The organism is Pseudomonas sp. GM17, assembly GCF_000282175.2.
In the GTDB taxonomy this organism is placed as follows: domain Bacteria; phylum Pseudomonadota; class Gammaproteobacteria; order Pseudomonadales; family Pseudomonadaceae; genus Aquipseudomonas; species Aquipseudomonas chlororaphis.
Window position 1 is genome coordinate 2,170,072 of sequence record NZ_CP124732.1, and the last position, 22,222, is coordinate 2,192,293.

Annotated in this window: 20 protein-coding genes; 5 read left to right on the forward strand and 15 right to left on the reverse strand. The window is 62.8% G+C overall.

Features of this window, described 5'->3' with window-relative positions; all coding sequences use genetic code 11:
* Positions 1-180: 180 nt before the first annotated feature.
* Positions 181-1,278, forward strand: coding sequence for a PLP-dependent cysteine synthase family protein (locus tag PMI20_RS09770; RefSeq protein WP_177323782.1), 1,098 nt, complete (start codon positions 181-183; stop codon positions 1,276-1,278).
* Between the two features lie 141 nt (positions 1,279-1,419).
* On the opposite strand, the gene PMI20_RS09775 is transcribed toward PMI20_RS09770, so the two are convergent.
* From PMI20_RS09775 to PMI20_RS09785, 3 genes are all read right to left on the reverse strand, one after another.
* Positions 1,420-3,033: an NAD(P)/FAD-dependent oxidoreductase gene (locus PMI20_RS09775; protein WP_007923351.1), complete on the reverse strand. Its 1,614-nt coding sequence runs from the start codon at positions 3,031-3,033 to the stop codon at positions 1,420-1,422.
* Between the two features lie 110 nt (positions 3,034-3,143).
* Positions 3,144-3,827, reverse strand: a complete 684-nt coding sequence (locus PMI20_RS09780; RefSeq protein ID WP_007923345.1) for a COG3650 family protein — start codon at positions 3,825-3,827, stop codon at positions 3,144-3,146.
* 167 nt (positions 3,828-3,994) lie between these two features.
* Positions 3,995-4,594: a short chain dehydrogenase gene (locus tag PMI20_RS09785; protein WP_007923343.1), complete on the reverse strand. Its 600-nt coding sequence runs from the start codon at positions 4,592-4,594 to the stop codon at positions 3,995-3,997.
* Positions 4,595-4,700: 106 nt separating this feature from the next.
* On the opposite strand from PMI20_RS09785, the gene PMI20_RS09790 reads away from it, so the two are divergent.
* Positions 4,701-5,609, forward strand: a complete 909-nt coding sequence (locus PMI20_RS09790; RefSeq protein WP_007923341.1) for a LysR family transcriptional regulator — start codon at positions 4,701-4,703, stop codon at positions 5,607-5,609.
* A 132-nt stretch (positions 5,610-5,741) separates the two neighbouring features.
* Here the strand turns inward: PMI20_RS09790 and PMI20_RS09795 are convergent, their stop codons facing one another.
* The 9 genes from PMI20_RS09795 to PMI20_RS09835 form a co-directional block, all read right to left on the reverse strand.
* A complete protein-coding gene (locus tag PMI20_RS09795) occupies positions 5,742-6,245 on the reverse strand; it encodes a DoxX family protein (RefSeq protein ID WP_007926625.1) in 504 nt (167 codons plus the stop codon).
* A gap of 2 nt (positions 6,246-6,247) precedes the next feature.
* Complete coding sequence (locus PMI20_RS09800) at positions 6,248-7,033, reverse strand: HvfC/BufC N-terminal domain-containing protein (RefSeq protein WP_037034843.1); 786 nt, start codon at positions 7,031-7,033, stop codon at positions 6,248-6,250.
* A complete protein-coding gene (gene bufB, locus PMI20_RS09805; protein ID WP_238543432.1) occupies positions 7,030-7,914 on the reverse strand; it encodes an MNIO family bufferin maturase in 885 nt (294 codons plus the stop codon). Before bufB ends, PMI20_RS09800 begins: the two co-directional genes overlap by 4 nt.
* Before the next feature lie 28 nt (positions 7,915-7,942).
* Entirely contained in the window at positions 7,943-8,248 is a 306-nt protein-coding gene (locus PMI20_RS09810) for a BufA1 family periplasmic bufferin-type metallophore (protein WP_007926622.1), read from the reverse strand.
* Between the two features lie 298 nt (positions 8,249-8,546).
* Entirely contained in the window at positions 8,547-9,248 is a 702-nt protein-coding gene (locus PMI20_RS09815) for an ABC transporter ATP-binding protein (RefSeq protein ID WP_007926621.1), read from the reverse strand.
* Entirely contained in the window at positions 9,249-10,016 is a 768-nt protein-coding gene (livG, locus tag PMI20_RS09820; RefSeq protein ID WP_007926620.1) for a high-affinity branched-chain amino acid ABC transporter ATP-binding protein LivG, read from the reverse strand.
* Entirely contained in the window at positions 10,013-11,269 is a 1,257-nt protein-coding gene (locus PMI20_RS09825) for a high-affinity branched-chain amino acid ABC transporter permease LivM (protein ID WP_007926619.1), read from the reverse strand. Before PMI20_RS09825 ends, livG begins: the two co-directional genes overlap by 4 nt.
* Positions 11,266-12,189 carry a high-affinity branched-chain amino acid ABC transporter permease LivH gene (gene livH, locus PMI20_RS09830; RefSeq protein WP_007926616.1) on the reverse strand — a complete coding sequence of 308 codons (924 nt, stop codon included), beginning with the start codon at positions 12,187-12,189 and terminating at the stop codon, positions 11,266-11,268. Before livH ends, PMI20_RS09825 begins: the two co-directional genes overlap by 4 nt.
* Positions 12,190-12,420: 231 nt before the next feature.
* Complete coding sequence (locus PMI20_RS09835; protein WP_007926614.1) at positions 12,421-13,548, reverse strand: branched-chain amino acid ABC transporter substrate-binding protein; 1,128 nt, start codon at positions 13,546-13,548, stop codon at positions 12,421-12,423.
* 339 nt (positions 13,549-13,887) lie between these two features.
* Between PMI20_RS09835 and PMI20_RS09840 the strand changes: the two genes are divergently transcribed.
* Entirely contained in the window at positions 13,888-14,199 is a 312-nt protein-coding gene (locus tag PMI20_RS09840) for a DUF2288 domain-containing protein (RefSeq protein ID WP_007926613.1), read from the forward strand.
* 327 nt (positions 14,200-14,526) lie between these two features.
* Here PMI20_RS09840 and PMI20_RS09845 read toward each other — a convergent pair whose 3' ends face one another.
* Positions 14,527-16,710 (reverse strand): hypothetical protein, encoded by a 2,184-nt coding sequence (locus PMI20_RS09845; RefSeq protein ID WP_007926612.1) that lies wholly within the window; start codon positions 16,708-16,710, stop codon positions 14,527-14,529.
* A gap of 192 nt (positions 16,711-16,902) precedes the next feature.
* Between PMI20_RS09845 and PMI20_RS09850 the strand changes: the two genes are divergently transcribed.
* Positions 16,903-17,799, forward strand: coding sequence for an NAD(P)-dependent oxidoreductase (locus tag PMI20_RS09850; RefSeq protein WP_007926611.1), 897 nt, complete (start codon positions 16,903-16,905; stop codon positions 17,797-17,799).
* Here PMI20_RS09850 and PMI20_RS09855 read toward each other — a convergent pair.
* Complete coding sequence (locus tag PMI20_RS09855) at positions 17,690-19,978, reverse strand: putative bifunctional diguanylate cyclase/phosphodiesterase (RefSeq protein WP_037034839.1); 2,289 nt, start codon at positions 19,976-19,978, stop codon at positions 17,690-17,692. The two genes, PMI20_RS09850 and PMI20_RS09855, sit on opposite strands and share 110 nt — an antisense overlap.
* A gap of 143 nt (positions 19,979-20,121) precedes the next feature.
* The gene (locus PMI20_RS09860) at positions 20,122-20,481 is read right to left on the reverse strand and encodes a YkgJ family cysteine cluster protein (RefSeq protein ID WP_007926609.1); all 360 of its coding nucleotides are present in this window, start codon (positions 20,479-20,481) and stop codon (positions 20,122-20,124) included.
* 336 nt (positions 20,482-20,817) lie between these two features.
* On the opposite strand from PMI20_RS09860, the gene PMI20_RS09865 reads away from it, so the two are divergent.
* Positions 20,818-22,164 carry a spinster family MFS transporter gene (locus PMI20_RS09865; protein ID WP_007926607.1) on the forward strand — a complete coding sequence of 449 codons (1,347 nt, stop codon included), beginning with the start codon at positions 20,818-20,820 and terminating at the stop codon, positions 22,162-22,164.
* Positions 22,165-22,222 lie beyond the last annotated feature (58 nt).

Genomic DNA, 22,222 nt, shown 5'->3' on the forward strand with positions numbered 1-22,222 from the left:
ATTGATTCAAAACTGTACCTGTGAGAGACCGGGGATGTTTCCTAACATGTCCGGCCCCAGCCCGACGGGCCGGGGACTTTTGCCTGTTGCAGCGCCCGATTTTCCTTGTGCCTGGATCGCCTATGCTGGGTGCACTTCATCTTTCTGCGTCCTGTGTGGCGTTCGAGCCAACGAGAAAACATCATGAGCGACAACCGTCAGTGGGCCCGCGAGGCCATCCGGATCATCGAAGCCGACTTCCAGCGCAGCGCCGACACCCACCTGATCCCCTTGCCCCTGCCGGGCCTGCCGGGCATCGAGCTGTATTTCAAGGACGAGTCCAGCCATCCCACCGGCAGCCTCAAGCATCGCCTGGCGCGTTCGTTGTTCCTCTATGCGCTGTGTAACGGCTGGCTCAAGCCCGGGGCGCCGGTGATCGAGGCGTCCAGTGGTTCGACGGCGATTTCCGAGGCCTATTTCGCGCGCCTGCTGGGCTTGCCGTTCATTGCGGTGATGCCGGCCACCACGTCCCAGGAAAAGATCGCGCAGATCGCCTTCTACGGCGGCAAGAGCCACCTGGTGCAGGACCCGACGCAGATCTACGCCGAGTCGGAGCGCCTGGCCCGGGAGGGCGGCGGGCATTTCATGGACCAGTTCACCTACGCCGAGCGCGCCACCGACTGGCGGGCGAACAACAACATCGCCGAGTCGCTCTTCCAGCAGCTGCGCTTCGAGCGTTACCCGGAGCCCAAATGGCTGATCTCCAGCCCAGGCACCGGCGGCACCACCGCCACCCTGGGGCGTTATGTGCGGTATCGCCAGCATTGCACCCGGGTGCTGTGCGCCGACGCCGAGCGTTCGGTGTTCTTCGATTACTACCAGAGCGGTGATGCCAGCCTGCGCCTGGATTGCGGTTCGCGCATCGAAGGGATCGGCCGGCCACGGGTCGAGGCGTCGTTCCTGCCCAAGGTGATCGATGCGATGGTCAAGGTGCCGGATGCCCTGTCGCTGGCGGCCATGCATTACCTGGCGCAGCGCCTGGGGCGGCGGGTGGGCGGTTCCAGCGGTACCAACCTGATCGGCGCGCTGATGGCGGCGCAGCAGATGAAACAGGCCGGGGAGAGTGGCTCGATCGTCGCCATCCTGTGTGACGGTGGCGAGCGTTATGCGACCACCTATTACGATCAGGACTGGCTAACCGCTCAGGGTTACCAGCTGGCGGCCTTGATCGAGGCGGTGGCGGCGAGTGTGGAACGTGGCGAGGCGTTGCCGGCCAGCGTATTGCGCGCCGGCATCTGAGGTCGCAAGCCCGCCCTTGCAGGAGCGAGCTTGCTCGCGAAAAACGTCAAGACAACGCAGTGTTTCAGACGCTCCGCGTTATCGTTGGCCTCCATCGCGAGCAAGCTCGCTCCTACAAGGGGGCTACCCCTGGAGGCTTTTTTACGCCTCGATCCCGAGGATATTGCGCGCCACCGCTTCGGCGATGCGGATCCCGTCGACACCGGCCGACAGAATGCCGCCGGCATAACCGGCGCCTTCACCGGCCGGGTACAGGCCTTTCACGTTCAGGCTCTGCATCGATTCGTCGCGGGTAATGCGCAGCGGCGACGAGGTGCGGGTCTCGATCCCGGTCAGCACCGCGTCGTGCAGGGAGTAACCCTTGATCTGCCGCTCGAAGGCCGGCAGCGCTTCGCGGATCGCCTCGATGGCGAAGTCCGGCAGGGCCAGGGCCAGGTCACCCAGGGCGACGCCCGGCTTGTAGGACGGCTCGACGCTGCCCAGGGCGGTGGACGGCTTGCCGGCAATGAAGTCGCCGACCAGTTGCGCCGGGGCTTCGTAGTTGCTGCCACCGAGCACGAAGGCGTGGGATTCCAGGCGTTCCTGCAGCTCGATACCGGCCAGCGGGCCGCCCGGGTAGTCCACTTCCGGGGTGATGCCGACCACGATGCCGGAGTTGGCGTTGCGCTCGTTGCGCGAGTACTGGCTCATGCCGTTGGTGACCACGCGGTTTGGCTCGGAGGTCGCCGCCACCACGGTGCCGCCCGGGCACATGCAGAAGCTGTAGACCGAACGGCCGTTCTTCGCGTGGTGCACCAGTTTGTAGTCGGCGGCGCCGAGCTTCGGGTGACCGGCGTACTTGCCCAGGCGTGCGCTGTCGATCAACGACTGCGGGTGTTCGATGCGGAAACCCACGGAGAACGGCTTGGCCTCCATGTACACGCCACGGCCGTGGAGCATGCGGAAGGTGTCGCGGGCGCTGTGGCCGAGGGCCAGGATCACGTGTTTCGAGTGAATCTGTTCGCCGCTGTTGAGCTCGACGCCGACCAGCTGGCCGTCTTCGATCAGCACGTCGGTCACCCGTTGCTCGAAGCGCACTTCACCGCCCAGGGCGATGATCTGCTGGCGCATGTTCTCGACCACGCCGGTCAGGCGGAAGGTGCCGATGTGCGGCTTGCTGACGTAGAGGATCTCTTCCGGCGCGCCGGCCTTGACGAACTCGTGCAGGACCTTGCGGCCGTGGTGTTTCGGGTCCTTGATCTGGCTGTACAGCTTGCCGTCGGAGAAGGTCCCCGCGCCGCCTTCGCCGAATTGCACGTTGGATTCCGGGTTGAGCACACTTTTGCGCCACAGGCCCCAGGTGTCCTTGGTGCGCTGGCGCACTTCCTTGCCACGCTCGAGGATGATCGGCTTGAAGCCCATCTGCGCCAGCAGCAGGCCGGCGAAAATCCCGCAGGGGCCGAAACCCACCACGATCGGGCGCTGTTCCAGGTCGGCGGGCGCCTGGCCGACGACTTTATAGCTGACATCCGGCGCCGGGTTGACGTTACGGTCGTCGGCGAACTTGTGCAGCAGCCTGGCCTCGTCGCGCACCTTCAGATCGAGGGTGTAGATGAAGCACAGCTCGGACGACTTCTTGCGCGCGTCGTAGCTGCGCTTGAACAGGGTGAAGTCGAGCAGGTCCTCGCTGGCGATGCCCAGGCGCTGCAGGATGGCAGGGCGCAGGTCTTCATCGGGATGGTCGATCGGCAGCTTGAGTTCGGTGATTCGTAACATGACAGGGTCCGGTTCGCGGGACGCACCAATGCGTCAGGGCGGTTTTACAAACCGGCGATTATAAGCCGCAAAGCCCGGACCCCGTGAGGTTAAAACGGTTGCCCGTCGCCTCAGTCGCTGCGCGAGCCGCCGAAATAGGCGCAACCGCGCTGGACCTGGCCATCGACCCGCAGTTCCGCCGTCAGGTGCTGCACGCTGCCGGTCTTGCTGTCCACGCAGCGCTGCGGCGCGACCCAGAGTTCGACGTGGCGGTTGTTGGCTTCGCTGCTGAGGTTGAAACGGCCGTCGCCCAGTTGCTCTTCCAGGTAGGGCAGCGCCAGCGCCGGCTGGCCGGCGCGTTCGATGCGCATGCCCTTGGCGCTGACGTCGACGTTCCAGTCCGGGGCCTTGCCACTGGCCCGCAGGATCAGGCGCGGGAAGTCGGGATCGCGGCAGGCGTCGTTCGAGCGTTCGACGCGGTACAGCTGGCTCAGCGCCACTTCACTGTCGGCGCCGCCGGACTTGCTCGGGGAGAAATGCCCGCGCAGGTCGGCGAACAGCGTGCCCTGCTGGTCGGCCAGGCTGGCGGCTTCCTGGAGGATGCTGGTACCGCCGTTGTCCTTGACCACATAACGCTGCTCGCCGACGCAGGGCTTGAACAGCAACTGGCCGTCGGCGGCGGTCAGTGTGCCCTGCATGCGGGTCTGGCCGGCCTGGGACTGCGTCCGGGACTGGCCATCGAACACCGACAGCATCTGGCAACCGGCAAACAGGGGGAGCAGGGCAATACAAACAAGGGAACGGGCGGCACGCATCGTCGGGTCTCCAATCAAGTGCCGCCACGTTACGCAGCCTGACCGTTCATCACAACCCTGGATCCACTCCTGTCTCTGTAGGAGCCAGGCTTGCCGGCGATCCAGGCGCTGCGGCATGCCGGGTGCAATGTTATCGCGAGCAAGCTTCGCTCCTGCAGAGGTGTGGGTCAGCCGACGATATAGGTCTGGCCAGTCTGCAGGCCTTCCACGCTCTTGGCGTAGGCCAGCGCCACATCGGCGCCGGGAACCGGTTTGTAGCCACGGAAGTACGGGGCGTAGCTGTCCATGGCTTCTTCCAGCACGGTCGGGCTCACCGAGTTCACCCGCAGGCCGCGTGGCAGTTCGATGGCGGCGGCGCGGACGAAGCCGTCGATGGCGCCGTTGACCAGGGCCGCCGAGGCGCCACTGCGGATCGGGTCGCGGTTGAGGATGCCGGAGGTGAAGGTGAACGAGGCGCCGTCGTTGGCGAACTCGCGGCCAATCAGCAGCAGGTTGACCTGGCCCATCAGCTTGTCCTGCAGGCCCAGGGCGAAGTGCTGGGCGCTCATCTCGCCCAGCGGCGCGAAGGTGACATTGCCCGCGGCGCAGATCAGTGCGTCGAATGTGCCGGTTTGCTCGAAGAGTGCGCGGATCGAGGCGCTGTCGCTGATATCCACCTGGAAATCACCGCTGTTGCGGCCGATGCGGATGATTTCATGGCGTTGCGACAGCTCTTTGTCGACGGCCGAACCAATGGTGCCGTTGGCGCCGATCAGAAGAATTTTCATGGGGTTGTTCCTCGCGTGGGTTGAACGAGGTTGCAGTCTAGTGCTGGTTTTTCTTGTTGATTAGCGCGCTAATGGGCAACCTTTGGTTTTCAAATGGAAACAATCCATGAGCGAGATGGATGACTTGGCGGCGTTCGCTGTGCTGATCGAGGCCGGCAGTTTCACCCTGGCCGCCCAGCAACTGGGGTGCAGCAAGGGGCAATTGTCCAAGCGCATCAGCGCCCTGGAGACGCAGTTCGCGGTGGTGCTGTTGCAGCGCACCACACGGCGCTTGAGCCTGACCGCGGCGGGCGCCGCCTTGTTGCCCCAGGCCCAGGCGCTGCTGGTCCAGGTCGAGCGGGCGCGCCAGGCGCTGGCGCGGCTCAAGGACGACATGGCCGGGCCGGTGCGGCTGACGGTGCCGGTGTCCCTGGGCGAGACCTTCTTCGAAGGCCTGCTGCTGGAGTTTTCCCGGCAGTACCCCGAGGTGCAGATCGAGCTGGAGCTGAACAACAACTACCGCGATCTGTCCCGGGACGGTTTCGACCTGGCGATCCGTTCGGAAGTGGCCAATGACCAACGACTGGTGGCCAGGCCGCTGCTGGCCTGGCACGAGATGACCTGCGCCAGCCCGGTTTACCTGGAACAGTATGGCGAGCCACAGGCGCCCAGGGACCTGGCCGAGCATCGCTGCCTGCTCAACAGCCATTACAGCGGCCGTGAGGAGTGGCTCTATCACCAGCAGCACGAACTGTTTCGGGTACGGGTTTCGGGACCTTTCGCCAGCAATCACTACAACCTGCTGAAAAAGGCCGCGCTGGTGGGGGCGGGGATCGCCCGACTACCGTCCTACCTGCTGCAGGCGGAACTGGCCGACGGGCGTTTGCGCGGGCTGCTGCGCGATTACCAGACCCGCAGCATGCCGATGTACCTGGTGCATCCGTATCAGGGCGGGTTGCCCAGGCGTACCCAGGTCCTGGCCGATTACCTGATCGGCTGGTTCAAACGCAGCGGCGAAGCGCTGGATCGCCTTTGACCTGACGGTTTGCGCCTGTAGCCGCTGCCGCAGGCTGCGATAAGGCCGAAGGCCTTTAGCGATCTCAAGACCTTGCGTCCCCTTCGGGGCCGATCGCAGCCTGCGGCAGCGGCTACAGCGCTACAGCGGCGTCTAGCGATAGCGGCGGGCGATCAGGTGGTCGATGGACAACTTGCCGGGGCCGCGGGCCATCAGGTACAGCAGCACCGCCGCCCAGGTGCCGTGGGTCGGGTAGGCGTCGGGGTAGACGAACAGCTGGATGGTCAGGGTCATGCCCAGCAGCGCCAGGGCCGAGAAGCGCGTGGCGAAACCGACCAGGAGCAGCAGCGGGAACAGATGCTCGGCGAATGCCGCCAGGTGCGCGGCCAGTTCGGGGGAGAGCAGCGGTACCTGATACTCGCTCTGGAACAGCGGAATGGTCGAGTCGGCCAGGCGCGGCATGCCGAACTCGAACGTCCCGGAGAACAGGTCGATGGCCAGGCCCTCGATTTTGGTCTGGCCGGACTTCCAGAACACCGCGGCAATGGAGAAGCGCGCGATAAAGGCGATCAGGCTGTGGGGAATACGCTCCAGCAGCTGGATGAGCCGGTTCACCCCATGGGTGAGCGGGTGGTGATTGGTGCAGTGGGTGTGCATGTTCAGACCTCGGAATGGGGGGACAGGCGAGTGATGGCGCCGCGACCGATCAGCAGCGCCAGGGCTTGGCTCGGCTCGAACGCCGGATCGACAGCCAAGGCATTGGCCGCTGCGGCTTGCAGTGGCTGCGAGTGGCGCAGGGCGTGGATGAAGCAGGCGACCCCGGCGTCGATGGCGAACACCTCGACCTCCAGCTCATGACGCAGTACCAGGGCGCTTTGTCCTTGGCACAGGTCGATGCTCTTTAGGTCGACGCCTTGCCAGTCGCCATCGCCCTGGTGGGCGGCCCATACATCGACCACCGGATAGGGCGAGTTCAGCAGGCCGAGCGAGGGATGCAGTTCCAGGCGCAATTGCCCCAGCGTTTGCGGCTCGGCCATGGCCGTTGCGAGTTGCGCCAGTGGCACCGGGCAGGCGTCGGCGGCATGGTAGGCGGTGACCCGCAGGCGCTCCAGGCGCGCGACATCGGCCAGGTAAGGCACGCCGGCGGCGGGAGGGAAACCGCCGATGAAGTCGGCGAAGTCATGGCCATAGTCGCTGAGCACGGCGCTGGTGGGCGGGAAGCGCCTGACGTAGAGCGCGGCCATGGCCCGGAAGAACTCATCGCCCACCAGTTGCGCCACCACCGGATAGGCATCGGCTAGGGCGTTGATCAACGAGCTCTGCACATTGTTGCGGTACACCGCGAAGCGGCTGGCCGGGTCGGCGCCGTTGCCGCAGTACAGGTCCGCAGGGCAGGGTTGCTCGGAGTCGAACAGGGCGCTGGCGAAGCTGGCTTGTGTGTTCACGGCAGCCTCCTGGCGCATTGCAGCAGCTCATCCGCCTGGCGTACTTCAGCGTGCAGCACGGAAAACGCCGGCACCTGGTTGTCGCGCTCGATCAGGGTCGCGGTCGCTCCGATCCGTTCCAGCAGCCGCAGGTACAGCGCCCATACGGCGTTATCGATCGGCGCGCCGTGATCGTCGATCAACAGCCGGTCGCCCAGGCTGTCGGTGTCTTCGGCAAACCCGGCCAGGTGGATCTCGCCCACCGCGTGCAGCGGCAGGGCATCGATATAGGCCAGCGGGTCGCGCCGGTGGTTGATGCACGACACGTAGACATTGTTCACGTCCAGCAACAGGCCGCAGCCGGTGCGGCGTATCACCTCGCGGATGAATTCGGCCTCGTCCATGCTCGACTGGCGAAACTCCAGGTAGGTCGCGGGATTCTCCAGCAGCATGGGGCGGCGCAATGTGCTCTGCACCTGGTCGATGTGTTCGCAGACGCGGTTCAGGGTCGGCCGGTCATAGGCCAGGGGCAGCAGGTCATTGAGAAACACCGGGCCATGGCTGGACCAGGCCAGGTGTTCGGAAAAGGACTGGGGTTGATACCGCTCGATCAGCACGGCCAGGCGTTTCAGGTGCTGTTGGTCCAGCGGACCTTCGGCACCGATCGACAGGCCGACGCCGTGCAGCGACAGCGGATACTGTTCGCGGATCAGCCCCAGGTAGTGATGGAACGGCCCGCCAGCGACCATGTAGTTTTCCGCATGGACTTCAAAGAAGCCGATATCGGGCTGTTCCTTCAGGACCTGGCGAAAGTGCTCGGTCTTGAGCCCCAGCCCGGCGCGTTGCGGCAGGCTGGAGACGGTCGCCTGAGTGGCGGGATGGAGGGGGAGTGGTACGGCCATGTTCATCATCGACACTCAGGCAGGTTGCTTACGACTTGGCTTTGTAGGCTTGCAGTTGGCCGAAACCGGTAGGCGAGGTGCTGCTGGCGGTTTTCTCGCAGGTACCTTTAGGAACCAGCTTCCAGGCGTTGGCCTGGTGGTCGACCTTGGCGGTACCGGCACAAGTGGTGCCCGCGCCTGCCGCGCAATCGTTCTTGCCCTTCATGGCGACGCCAAAGCATTTCTCCATGTCGTCGGCGGCCTGGGCGGTGGTCGGCAGCGCGGCGATGCTCAAGGCAGAACCGAGGGCCAGGGCCAGGGCGGCGGCGGACAGGGTGCGAGTGGTAGCGGTCATGGTGTTTCTCCAGAAAAGGTAGTGGGTAGGCAGGCATTCGTGCCTGCTTACCCCTCTAGAGAAAGGTCGCTGGGGTTTGTTACAAGCCGCGGTGGAAATTTTTCTGTAGCCGCTGCCGCAGGCTGCGATCGACGGCGAAGCCGGCGCAATCACTGGCAGCACGGTGTACCGAGCCTTCCGAGTGGTCAGCCTGTGCGGGGCGTTGCCCCGATCGCAGCCTGCGGCAGCGGCTACAGGAGGGGCGATTTCCAGGCGTAAAAAACGGCCCCGCAGGGCCGTTCTTGTTTGCAGCAAGTGCTCAGCCGCCCAGATAGGCTTCGCGCACCTTGGGGTCGGTCAGCAGGGCTTCGCCGGTGCCTTGCATCACCACCCGGCCGTTTTCCAGTACATAGGCACGGTCGGCGATCTTCAGCGCCTGGTTGGCGTTCTGTTCCACCAGGAACACCGTCACGCCGTCACGGCGCAGCTGTTCGATGATGTCGAAGATCTGCTGGATGATGATCGGCGCCAGGCCCAGGGACGGTTCGTCGAGCAGCAACAGCTTGGGCTTGCTCATCAGCGCGCGGCCGATGGCGAGCATCTGCTGTTCGCCGCCGGACATGGTGCCGCCGCGCTGGTTGAAGCGCTCCTTGAGACGCGGGAACAGGCCCAGGACCTTGTCCATCTGCTCCTGGTAATCGCCCTTGTCGGTGAAGAACCCGCCCATGGCCAGGTTCTCCTCCACGGTCAGGCGGGCGAACACCCGACGACCTTCCGGCACCACGGCAATGCTCTTGCGCATGATCTGCGCCGAGGTTTGCCCCACCAGTTCCTCACCCAGGTAACGGATGCTGCCGCTGTGGGCCTGCGGCGAACCGCAGAGGGTCATCAGCAGGGTGGATTTGCCGGCGCCGTTGGCACCGATCAAGGTGACGATCTCGCCCTGGCGGATCTCGACGTTGACGCTGTGCAGCGCCTGGATCTTGCCGTAGAAGGTGGAAACGTTTTCGAACTGCAGCATTTACGCTTCCCCCAGGTAGGCTTTGATCACTTCAGGATTGTCGCGGATCTGTTCCGGCGTGCCGTCGGCCAGGGGCGTGCCCTGGTTGATCACGACGATGTGGTCGGAAATGCTCATGACCAGCTTCATGTCGTGTTCGATCAGCAGCACCGTGGCGTTGTGCTCTTCGCGCAACACGCCGATCAGCGCCTTGAGGTCTTCGGTTTCCCGCGGGTTGAGGCCGGCGGCCGGTTCGTCGAGCATGAGGATCCGCGGACGGGTCATCATGCAGCGGGCGATTTCCAGGCGCCGTTGCTGACCGTAGGCCAGGGTGCCGGCGGGACGGTTGGCGAACTCCTTGAGGTTGACCTTTTCCAGCCAGTACTCGGCGTATTCCATGGCCTCGCGCTCGCTCTTGCGGAACGCCGGGGTCTTGAACAGGCCGGCCAGGAAGTTGGTGTTCAGGTGACGGTGCTGCGCGATCAACAGGTTCTCGACCGCGGTCATGTCCTTGAACAGCCGCACGTTCTGGAAGGTGCGCACCACACCCTTGAGGGCGATCTTGTGGCCGGGCAGGCCCTGGATCGGCTCGCCGTCGAGCAGGATGCTGCCGGCGGTGGGCTGGTAGAAACCGGTCAGGCAGTTGAACACCGTGGTCTTGCCGGCGCCGTTCGGGCCGATCATCGACACCACTTGTTTCTCTTTGACGGTCAGGGCCACGCCGTTGACCGCCAGCAGGCCGCCAAAGCGCATGCTCAGGCCCGTTACTTTGAGGATCTCACGGCTCATTTGCGCAGCTCCATGTGGGGACGTTGCATGGGCAGCAGGCCTTGAGGACGCCAGATCATCATCAGCACCATCATGGCGCCGAACATCAACATGCGGTATTCGCTGAATTCGCGCATCAGTTCAGGCAGCAGGATCATCACGGTGGCCGCCAGGACCACGCCCAACTGCGAGCCCATGCCGCCCAGCACGACGATGGCGAGGATGGTCGCGGACTCGATGAAGGTGAAGGACTCCGGTGTCACCAGACCCTGGCGCGCGGCGAAGAAGCTACCGGCGAAACCGGCGAAGCAGGCACCCAGGGTGAAGGCCGACAGCTTGATCACGGTCGGGTTCAGGCCCAGTGCGCGGCAGGCGATTTCGTCTTCACGCAGCGCTTCCCAGGCACGTCCCAGGGGCATGCGCAGCAAGCGGTTGATGACGAACAGGGCGAACAGCGCCAGCAACAGCGCGACCAGGTAGAGGAAGATCACCTTGTTGATCGAGTTGTATTCGATGCCGAAGTACTCGTGGAAGGTCTGCATGCCCTCGGCGGCCCGGCGTTCGAAGGTCAGGCCGAAGAACGTCGGTTTATCGATGTTGCTGATACCGTTCGGACCACCGGTGAGGTCGGTCAGGTTACGCAGGAACAAGCGGATGATCTCGCCGAAGCCCAGGGTCACGATCGCCAGGTAGTCACCGCGCAGGCGCAATACCGGGAAGCCCAGCAGGAAGCCGAAAGTGGCCGCCATCAGGCCGGCGATAGGCAGGCAGATCCAGAAGCTCAAGCCGTAGTAGTGCGACAGCAGCGCGTAGCTGTAGGCGCCCACGGCGTAGAAGCCGACGTACCCCAGGTCCAGCAGGCCGGCCAGGCCGACCACGATGTTCAGGCCCAGGCCGAGCATCACGTAGATCAGCACCAGGGTGGCGATGTCCACCGCGCCGCGGGAGCCGAAGAACGGCCAGACCAGCGCACCGATGATCAACGCAATGATGATCCAGCGCTGGGTGGTCGGCAGGGTCAGGAAGTTACTGGCCTTGGCCGGGATCACCGGCATGTTGGGCGAGGACTTCCAGGCCGCGCTGATCTGCTGGTCGAACAGCACCCGCAGGAACATCAGCACCGAACACGCGGCGATGATCATCAGGGTGGTGGGGCTGGTGCCATGGACTTCCAGGTTGATGCCGACGATGGTCAGTTTCAAACCGAGTATCGGGTAGGCGACGGCCCACACCAGCAAGGCGCTGAAGAACGCCTGTCGAAGATTCCTAGTCATACTTTCTCAACCTCCGGACGGCCCAGCAGGCCGGTTGGCCGGAACAACAACACCAGAACCAGCAGGCCGAACGCCACGACGTCCTTGTACTGGTCGCCGAAGATATCGGCACCGAAGGCTTCCGCCACCCCAAGTACCAGGCCGCCCAGCATGGCGCCCGGAATGCTGCCGATGCCGCCCAGTACCGCGGCGGTAAAGGCCTTGAGACCGACCAGGAAGCCGGCGTTGGGGTTGATCACACCGTATTGCATGCTCAGCAGCACGGCCGCGATCGCCGCCAGCGCGGCACCGATCACGAAGGTCAGGGCGATGATGTTGTTGGTGTTGATACCCAGCAGGTTGGCCATCTTGATGTCCTCGGCGCAGGCACGGCAGGCGCGGCCCAGGCGGGAACGGGAGATGAACAGGGTCAGGCCGAGCATGGCGATCAGGGTCACCACGAACACCACGATTTGCATGTAGGAGATCAGCACTTCATGTGCGCCACCTGGCCCGATGGAGAAGTTGCCCGGGATCAGGTTGGGGATGGATTTGTCCTTGGAGTCTTGCGCCAGCAGAACCGTGTTCTGCAGGAAGATCGACATGCCGATGGCCGAGATCAGCGGGATCAGACGGTTGCTGCCGCGCAGGGGGCGGTAGGCGATCCGTTCGATGCTGTAGCCGTAGGCACTGGTAACGACGATGGTCGCGATGAAGGCCGCGGTCATCAAGAGCGGGACACTGTCGAGTCCCATCATGGTCAGGCCCGCGATGGCAATGAACGCCACATAGGAACCGATCATGTACACCTCGCCGTGGGCGAAGTTGATCATTCCAATGATGCCGTAAACCATCGTATAGCCGATGGCGATCAGGGCATACGTGCTGCCAACGGTGAGACCGTTAACCAGCTGTTGGAAAAAGTGATAGAGGTCAGGCATTACAGCGCTCCTAAAAACCTGATACGCATTTCACTGGTGGAGTCATTTTCCCGCCTGTGCCCCGTGGATCTGCATCCACTTCGGGTCAGGTTTTGCCAGCGAACCGCTGATGACGGTTTTGAGATTTTCAGGTGGGCGGGCTTCCGGATCACGGAAAACAGGCCCAATACGTTCGCAAAACAAAGCCCACGGCACGCCGTGGGCTTTATTGGCAGTCAGTCAGACAGGGCCTTATTGAGGCGAGACTTCGGTTTTAGGTTTGCCGAAGTGCCACTCGTAGACCACGAACTTGAAGTCTTTCAGGTCGCCCTTGGTGTCGAAGCTCAGGTCGCCGGTCGGGGTCTTGAACGTACCGGCGTGGATGGCTTCGGCCACTTTGGTGGCGTCTTCGGACTTGGCGGCCTTGATGCCTTCGGCAATCACTTGGACAGCCGAGTAGGAAGGGAACACGAACGGACCGCTCGGGTCTTCTTTCTTGGCCTTGAAGGCATCCGCCAGGGCTACGTTGGCCGGATCCTGGTCGAAGGATTTCGGCAGGGTCACCAGCAGGCCTTCGGAAGCGTCCTTGGCGATCTGCGAAATGGAGTCGTTACCCACGCCTTCCGGACCCATGAACTTGGCTTTCAGGCCTTTTTCCTGGGCTTGGCGCAGGATCAGGCCCAGCTCCGGGTGGTAGCCGCCGTAGTAGACGAAGTCGACGTTGGCTTGCTTGAGCTTGGCGATCATCGAGGAGAAGTCTTTGTCGCCGGCGTTGATGCCTTCGAACACGGCAACCTTGGTGCCTTTCTTCTCGAGGGTCTGCTTCACGGCGGTGGCGATGCCTTCACCGTACTGCTGCTTGTCGTGCAGCACGGCAACGATTTTCGGCTTCACGTGGTCGGCGATGTAGTTGCCGGCGGCAGGGCCCTGGGCGCTGTCCAGGCCGATGGTGCGGAACACCATCTTGTAACCACGGGTGGTGATGTCCGGGCTGGTGGCGGCGGGGGTGATCATGACCACGCCTTCGTCTTCGTAGATGTCCGAAGCCGGTTGAGTGGAGCTGGAGCACAGGTGACCGATCACGAACTTGACGCCGTCGTTGACGACTTTGTTGGCTACGGCGACGGCTTGTTTCGGATCGCAGGCATCATCGTATTCGACGGCCTGGAGCTGCTTGCCATCGACGCCGCCCTTGGCGTTGATTTGTTCGATGGCCATTTTGGCGCCACTGAACTGCATGTCGCCGTACTGGGCTACAGGGCCGGTCTTGGGGCCGGCGATGCCGATCTTGATGGTGTCAGCTGCGAACGAATGGCTGGCGACTCCGGCCAGAACCATAGCGGCAAACAGTTTGGAAATCTGCTTAGTAGCCTTATTCATAGTGCTCCACTCTTACTGTTGTAATTTTTATAGTCCTGGCGCCGTAGCAGCAGAACCGGGTCAGATATCTCTTGGATATCCCCGGAAAATGCCCCCGGCAACTGTACCGGTACAGTGTAGAGCGCCGATTGTTAGCCTGGGAAGCTGGCGCCAGGGGGCAAAATCAGGGGGTGTCGCTTTATTGAAAGAAAAAGACAGAATCGCGGCGGGGTTTTGACCGTATTCAGCGAGCAATCCCTGGCTCTCCTGCACTTCTCTATCGTTGACGCAATTGCAACCGGGTTTGTCTGCCAGAGCACCGACGTTATCATTGCGCCGATTTCTTTTCGGGACAGGCCCATGACTCAAGAACCTAGCACCCTCTATGCCAAGCTGCTTGGTGAAACCGCATCCATTACCTGGAAGGAGCTGGAACCGTTCTTCGCCAAGGGTGCCCTATTGTGGGTCGACGCCAGCCTGGATTTGATCGAGGCAGCCGAGGCCATGGCCGAGAACCAGGCCGAGAAAGTCTCTGCCTGGCTGGCCGCCGAGAAGGTGGGCAAGGTGTCTGCGACGCGGGCGCTGGATCTGGTGGAGCGCGATCCGCTGCTGTGGGCGGTGGTGGTTTCGCCGTGGATTCTGGTCCAGGAAAGGGCGCAGGGCGAAGATTGAGCACCAAAATAGTGCCTGGTTTTTCCGGCTAAAAGTGTGTAGCCGAGTAACCGCGATCAGAGTGCTGGCAAGTTGCCCGTGGAGAAAGGCCCCACCCATTTCAGGCTGACGGTGACGTAAGCGGAATGGGAACAGTTTGCAAGGCAGCCCGAGGGCTGCCTGATTGTTTCAGGGGATTAACATCACTTCCCTGTAAACGCCATTTCCCCTGGAGCGAAGCTTGCTCGCGATGGCGTCCAGCCTAGTCGACATCGCTTCAGCTCGATGCCGCTGATCGCGAGCAATCGAGCGTCGACCCGCTGTTCCTACAGGTGAGGGGGGCAGCTGTTAGTAAGCCGTCCTGCCCGTATGGTTGTTCAGCGAGATCACCTTGGTCTTGCCGATGCGGTGGCGGTAGATCTCGCGCAGGTACTTGATGGCTTTCTTCACGCAATCGCGGGACAGGCGGATGTCGTTGATCGAGACGAACTTGTCCTTATCGTTGATCAGCTCGCGGTACTTCTTCTCGTACATCGGCTTGATCGCGTACCAGTTGGTATCGAGGATCTTCGCCGGGTTCTCGAACTCGTTGAGCAACTCGTCGATGCGGCTTTCATCGAATGCCTCGCTGACGATGAAGTCGAGGATCGAGTTGTCCAGGGTCTCGTCGAAGCGGTACGGGTTGCGGGCGAAGCAACGCTTGATAAAGGCCACGATCAGGGTCAGGAAGTCGTCCGACAGGCACGGGCTCTTGGCGATCAGGGTGGTCAGCGACAGGTTGGCCGAAGCGCCGATCACCAGGGCGTAACGCTTGAGGGTGGTATTGGGGAACAGGCTGTTGAGGTGGGTCTTGAGCCGGTTCAGGTCCATGTACGACAGCTTGTAGTCCTTGGGCAGGGAGACGATCGACACCACCGACGAGCAGTTCTTGAAGAAGTGCAGGTCGTGCAGCGCGGCGGCGTCGTAACCGGATGCCTTGTATTGCTCCAGCGCCGCGCGATAACGCTTGGACTCGATCGGCAGCAGGCTGATGCCTTCGATGGCCTGGGTCACCTTGTTGAAGTGCGGCAGGTCGATGGAGCGGAAGAACAGGTCGTCGATGTTCAGGCGCTGCGGCTCTTTCTCGAACACCTTGAACTTGTCGCCGCTCGGCACCGGGGTTTCCGGGACCACGGACTCGGCATAGGCGATCGCCACCGGGCCGGCCAGGCTCATGAACAGGTCGTTGGCATCCAGGCGGATGGTCTCGCCGATGTCGATGCCGGCGCGGCGGAAGTAGTTCTGGTCGTAGTCGGTGGTCACCGCCTGGGCAGTGAGGATGTTGAAGATCTGCTGGGAGATGTACTGGTTGGCGTGCTTCTCCATGGCGTTGACGTCGATGTTCTGGATGTTGCCGTCATCGCTCTCTTCGGCATAGCGCATGATGTCGTTGGAAATCAGCATCATCGCGTTCCATGGGCGGATACGCCCCATGACGCTGGCTTCGCTGCTGTCTTCGTTATCGAAGTTGTAGGAGAAGTCCCATTCTTCCGACAGGTATTTGCACAGCAAGCGTCCGGCGTTGATGTGCAACGCTTCGGACATTTCGCTGCGGTGATCGGAGATGTTCGGCAGTACGCAGATGCCACTGGTGAAGATCGGCTCGAAGACGAAGGAGTGGCCGCTCTTGCTGTCGTGCTCGTCGATCGGCTTGGTGTCGAACGTCTTGTTCATGTACGAGTACTGCTGGGCCAGGCCGAACTCCGAGGCCATGCCCGAACCGGTACCGCCGCCGGCGCTGAAGATCGAGAAGTACAGGCGCGACTGGTTGGCCTTGATGCCGCAGGAGTCGATCAGGTACGAGTGGATCATTTTCCAGTCGGGGCTGGAGAAGCGCTGCGTGTCCTTGTTGAGGATGATCTTGGCCAGGTACTGGCCGAGGATCGGCGCGTTGCCGGCGCCGCCGGCATGGACTTCCGAGAGGTCCATGATCTTCATTTTGCTGTAGTCGCGGATGAAGCCGCTTTTTTCGCCCTTGCGCGAGAAGCGGATGCGCCCGGCGATGTCCTTGTCCAGATCGCCCAGCATCACCAGCGGCTCGACCAGGAACACCGGTTTGCTGGCCTTGCTCTGGCCCAGGCGCAGGTTGTGGCGGATCCACTGGGCGGGGCTGTAGCCCTTGTCGGCATAGGCCTTGTCGTCGGTGTTGAACTCGTTGAGGTAGAACTTGCGGGCGTTGTACACCAGCTCCGCGACATCCAGGGCGATGTTCGACCCGCAGCGGCCCAGGCCGATCAGGCAGACCGAGGGAAACTCCTGCTCGCGGCGCGCCTCGAGTTCGTCTTCCAGGTGCGGCGCGCGGGGAAATACCGAGTCGCGCAGGCCGTCGAGGTTGTCGAGGATGCGGTCGGTGTTGGTTTCGGTGAAGTAGAGGTATTGCTGGGGCGCCTGTGGGCGCGAGCTGGACAATGGCTTCGAATCTGAAAAGCTCTGGCTGCCCGGGGTCAGCGTCAGTTCGGATACTGCGTTGGCAGAATTGTTTTTAGAAGTCATTGTGCGCCGTGTGTCTGGACTGGTCGGCTCGGTGACAAGATATCAAAGAGCCATCAAGTGGGATCTCGCGACTTTACAGCGCGATATTGGCCCCAGCGATAGGGATAAGTCTGATGGCCGCTAGGGGGAATCCTTTCCTAAGCTCAGATAAATCGGCCAGTTTTTGGTGATCTTTAATCAAAAGGAGGCAAGATGATGGCAACGTTACCCACCCTCGGGTTCGCCGGTATTGGCCTGATGGGCTTGCCCATGTGTCGCCGTCTGCTGGCGGCGGGTTATCCCCTGGTGGTGTGGAATCGCAACCGGGAAAAATGCGCGCCGCTGCTGGAGGCGGGCGCGCGACTGGCGCAGACCCCGGCCCGGCTATGCGAGGCAGCGGACCTGGTGCTGCTGTGCCTGGCCAATACCGAGGTGGTGCGCGAGGTGGTGTTCGGTGCCGAGGGTATCGCCCAGGGAGCCCGGGCCGGCCAACTGCTGGTGGACCTTTCCAGCCTGGAGCCGACCGCCACCCGGGAAATGGCCGCGCAACTGGCCAGCAGCACCGGCATGGGCTGGGTCGATGCCCCGGTGTCCGGCGGCACGCCCGGTGCCGAGGCCGGCAGCCTGGCAATCATGGTCGGCGGCGAGGCGGCGGATATCGAACGGGTGCGCCCGGTCCTGCTCAATCTGGGGCAACGGGTGACTCATATGGGCGGCGTCGGCGCCGGCCAGGTGACCAAGGCTTGCAACCAGATGATCGTCGCCTGCAATGCCCTGGTGATCGCCGAAGTGGTGGCGCTGGCCGAGCGTTCCGGGGTCGATGCGTCATTGCTGGCCGAGGCGCTGGCCGGTGGTTTCGCCGATTCCAGGCCGTTGCAGATTCTCGCCCCGCAGATGGCCGAAAGCCGCTTCGAACCGATCAAATGGCATGTGCGCACCCTGCTCAAGGATCTGGACGGGGCGGTGAAGTTCTCCCGCGAGCAGGGCTCGGCCACGCCGATCAGCGGATTGGCTGCGCAACTGATGCGCCTGCATGGCGGCCAGGGCTATCTGGAGCAGGATCCCGCGACCCTGATCCGCCTGTATCGCGAACCGACGTCAGAGGGCTGACCGCGGCGACGGCGGGCAGCATGCGCTGCTCGATCTCGTCGATCACCCCGGGCAACTCTTCCAGGGGCAGCGCCCGGCTGAGCAGGTAACCCTGGATGAAGTCGCAGCCGTACTGGGCGAGAAACTCGTACTGCTGCAGGCTCTCGACGCCTTCGGTCACCACCTGCAGGCGCAGGGTATGGGCCATGACGATGATCGCCTGGACGATTTCCTTGTCCTGGGTCGACTGGGGCACGTCCTGGATGAACGAGCGGTCGATCTTCAGGGTGTTGAGCGGTAGCCGCTTGAGGTAGGCGAGGGACGAATAACCGGTGCCGAAGTCGTCGATCGACAGCGACACCCCAAGATTGCGGATCTGCCGCAACAGGGCCACGGTGCTGTCGATGTTGCCCATCAGGGCGTTTTCCGTGACTTCCAGTTCCAGGCGCTGGGGCGCGACACCGGCGCTGCTCAGGGTGTTGGCGATCTCCTCGGCCAACTCCTCCCGCGCCAGGTTCAGGGCCGAGCAGTTCACCGCGATTTTCAGCTCGGCAAAGCCGTGGCGGGACAGGGCGGCCAGGTCCTCGCAGGCCTTGCGCAGGACCCAGTTGTCCAGTTCGGCAATCAGCCCGTTGGCTTCGGCGATCCCGATGAAGCGATCCGGGGCCAGCAGCCCGTGCAACGGATGCCGCCAGCGCACCAGCGCTTCGAGCTTGCTGACCTTGCGGCTGCCCAGGTCGTAGATGGGTTGGTAATACAGGGTCAATCCGGCTTCGTGGCGCAGGGCGTTGCGCAATTCTTCCTCCAGTTGCAGTTCCAGGCTCGCCCGGGTCTTCAGGTTGGTGCTGAAGAAATGCAGGCTGTTGCGACCGCTGCCCTTGGATTGATAGAGCGCCAGGTCGGCATGCTTGAGCAGTTCTTCGCAGGTTGTGCCATCGTCGGGAAAGACGCTGATGCCGATGCTGGTGGTCATCACCATGCGCCTTCCTGCCAGCTCGATGGGCTCTTTCATCTTGTTCATGATGCGTTGCGCCATGTACTGGGCTTCGTCGCGGTGGCTCAAGCTCATGAGGATGCAGAACTCGTCTCCACCGAAACGCGCCACCACGTCTTCATGGCTGCGGGTGGAGCTTTTGATGTGGCCGGCAATCACCTTCAACAGTTGGTCGCCGGCATCGTGGCCGAGGCTGTCGTTGATCCGCTTGAAGTGATCGATGTCGAGGAACATCACCGCCAGCATGCCGCCCTGCACGGTCTTTTCGATGAGCTTTTCGGCGAACAGATGATTGAAGCCACGACGATTGATCAGGTTGGTCAGGGCGTCGTAATGCGCCACCTGTTGCAGCGCCACCCGGGCCTGGTCCAGTTGGCTCAACAGGGTGTTGACCCGGCGCAGGTCCTGTTCCTTGTGCTGGAGTTTCTTGTCCGCCAGGGCCGCGCTGATGCTGCTGCCGATGATCAACAGGGCGATGACGGCGATGGTCAGGCCCAGTTGCAAGGGGTTGTCATCCACCGCTATCGAAGGCGTGCCCGCCACTGGCATCACCAGTTTCAGCGCCCACATGCCGGTGAAATGCATGGCGACTATGCCGCCCCCCAGCAGCAGGCTGGCCGCGTATTTGAGCATCTGGTGGAGCATGCCGCTGCCATTGCTCAGGTAGCGGGACAGCAGCAAGGCGACCAGGCTCGCGCTGATGGCGATGGCAATCGACAGGCCGAAGAGGTCGGGTTGGTAGTAGGCCGTGGCTTGTGAGCGCATCGCCGCCATGCCGACATAATGCATGACGCAGATGCCCAGGCCGATCCAGATCGACGCCAGCAGGTAGCGCCACAGTTGCAGCTGGGTATGGCTGAGGGTCTTCATCGCCAGCCAGGATGCAATCACCGCGATCAGCAGCGACAGTAGGGTCATCGGCAGGTCGTAATGGGTTTCGATGGGGATTTGCAGTGCCAGCATGCCAATGAAATGCATGGCCCAGATGCCGCCGGCCAGGCAGAAGGCGCCGATCCAGCGCCAGCGTTGCTGGGCGGCTGCCAGGTCGACGTGGCGCACCCGTTCGGCCATGTCCAGGGTGGCGAAGCTGCCAGCGCAGGCCACCAGATAGGCGAGGATCACCAGCACGGGGTTGTGGCTGCAGGTGAGTAATACCTGCCCGCCTTCGGGGAGCTCGGTAAAAAAATGCAGACCAAGCCATTCCATCGCAGGCCCCGTTTCTTGAGTCATCCAGGGCCAGCCCTGATGGCTGACCAATGGGAGTGAGTATAGGGAGCCGAGGCAAGGCCGGGAGCGATGGTGGCAGATTGACTTAAATGATTTTGGAATTCATCCCATAGCCAATTGAGCTAAGCACTCTGTTCGAAGTACAGCGTCGGCTCCAGGGGCGCGAGCCCGAATGCCGCGCGCGCGGCGTCGCAATCGACGTTCTGTTGGCCATTTTCCCAGGACGCCTCGAACTCGCGGCAGGTACTGGAACGCTGGTGATAGATCGAACAGCTGACTTCCTTGCCGACCTCGCCGGTCAGCGCGGTGCAGCGGGTCGGCTTGCAATCGGTACCGAGCATGGCGACCCGGCTGGGGCTGATGGACGCCACCAGATCGTCGGGGACCGTACCGCCGGAAGAGGCGCATTCACCCCAGAAAAAAGACACACGAAAGTGTGAACAGCAGGCACCGCAATTCAGACACGGACTGGCTTCGGACATGGGCGTATTCAAAGGGGAGGAGGTTGATGAGGGGGTCAGCAAGGCCGCTATTCTAGGCTTCGCAACGGCCTTGGGAAGGGGGCGCGCGAGGTATTTTTCAGGCCCTGCGCAAGCCCTTGAAAAATCGGGCTTTAGCCCCGGTATCCGGGGCGTGCGGCGGATTTTGCGGGGGCGATGGCGTTGTTCGGGCGGCCGTCGAGCGCGGTCGACGACCTGTGCTTCGGATTGCCTGGTATCAGCCTTACGAATCATTACAGACAAGCGCGGCGGGGCTGACTAGATTGCAACTTCCAGGCTCGGTTGCGTCTGGCCGAATAACAATAAAGAGACCGACCCATGCAGAACTCGACCCAAGCGGCGAATGCCTGGCGCATTCTGTTCCTGTTGTTCCTGGCTAACCTGTTCAACTTCTTCGATCGCACCATTCCGGCCATCATCATCGAGCCGATCCGCATGGAGTGGCACCTGAGCGACTTCCAGATCGGCATCATCGGCACTGCCTTCACCATCGTCTACGCCATTGCCGGCCTGCCCCTGGGGCGCATGGCCGATACCGGGTCGCGCAGCAAGCTCATGGGCTGGGGCCTGGCGGTATGGAGCGGGCTGACCGCGGTCAACGGCCTGGTGGGCAGCTTCTGGAGTTTCCTCGTCGTGCGCATGGGCGTCGGCATCGGCGAAGCCAGCTATGCGCCGGCGGCCAACTCGCTGATCGGCGACCTGTTCCCGGCCCATCGCCGGGCCCGGGCCATGGGCATCTTCATGCTCGGCCTGCCGCTGGGCCTGTTGTTGGCGTTCTTTACCATCGGCGCCATGGTCAAGGCCTTCGACAGCTGGCGCGCGCCGTTCTTTATCGCCGCGGTGCCGGGCCTGTTGCTGGCAGTGTTCATGTTCTTTATCAAGGAGCCCAAGCGTGGGGCGGCGGAAGCCGTCAAGGTCTCCCAGGAGCGCGTCGACCGGCCGATCCGCCGGGTGCTGGCGATCCCGACCTTTCTCTGGCTGGTGCTGGCCGGGCTGACTTTCAACTTCGCCACCTACGCCTGCAACTCGTTCCTGGTGCCGATGCTGCAGCGTTACTTCCTGATGCCCTTGCAGGAAGCCGCGGTGGCGACTGGGGTGATAGTCGGGGTGACCGGCCTGTTCGGCCTGACCCTGGGCGGCTGGGTCGCCGACAAGATTCACCAGCGTGTCGCCAATGGCCGGTTGCTGTTCGCCGCCTTCAGCATGTTGATCTCGACCCTGTGCACCGCCTGGGCCCTGCATGCCGGGCGCATCGAGATCGGGGTGTTCGTCGCGGTGTTCAGTGTCGGCTGGCTGTTCGCCTACAACTTCTATACCTGCGTTTACACGGCGATCCAGGATGTGGTCGAACCACGCCTGCGGGCCACGGCCATGGCGCTGTTCTTCGCCGGCCTGTATCTGCTGGGCGGAGGCCTGGGGCCGGTGGTAGTGGGGGCGCTGTCCGATCACTTCGCCCATGCGGCGATGTACGCCGCAGGAGCCGGGCAGATGACCGAGGCGTTCAAGGCAGTCGGCCTGCATGACGCCATGTATCTGATCCCGGTGGCGTTGCTGCTGACCATGCTGTTCCTGTTCCTGGCCTCGCGCTGCTTCGTGCGCGATGCGCAGCGGATGAAGGACGGGTTGGTACCGGGCGAGCCGGCGGTGGCGGCGGTGGCGGCTTGAACAGTGCTTCTACAGAAGCAGATAAAAAAAGGCCCGCATTGTGCGGGCCTTTTCATTT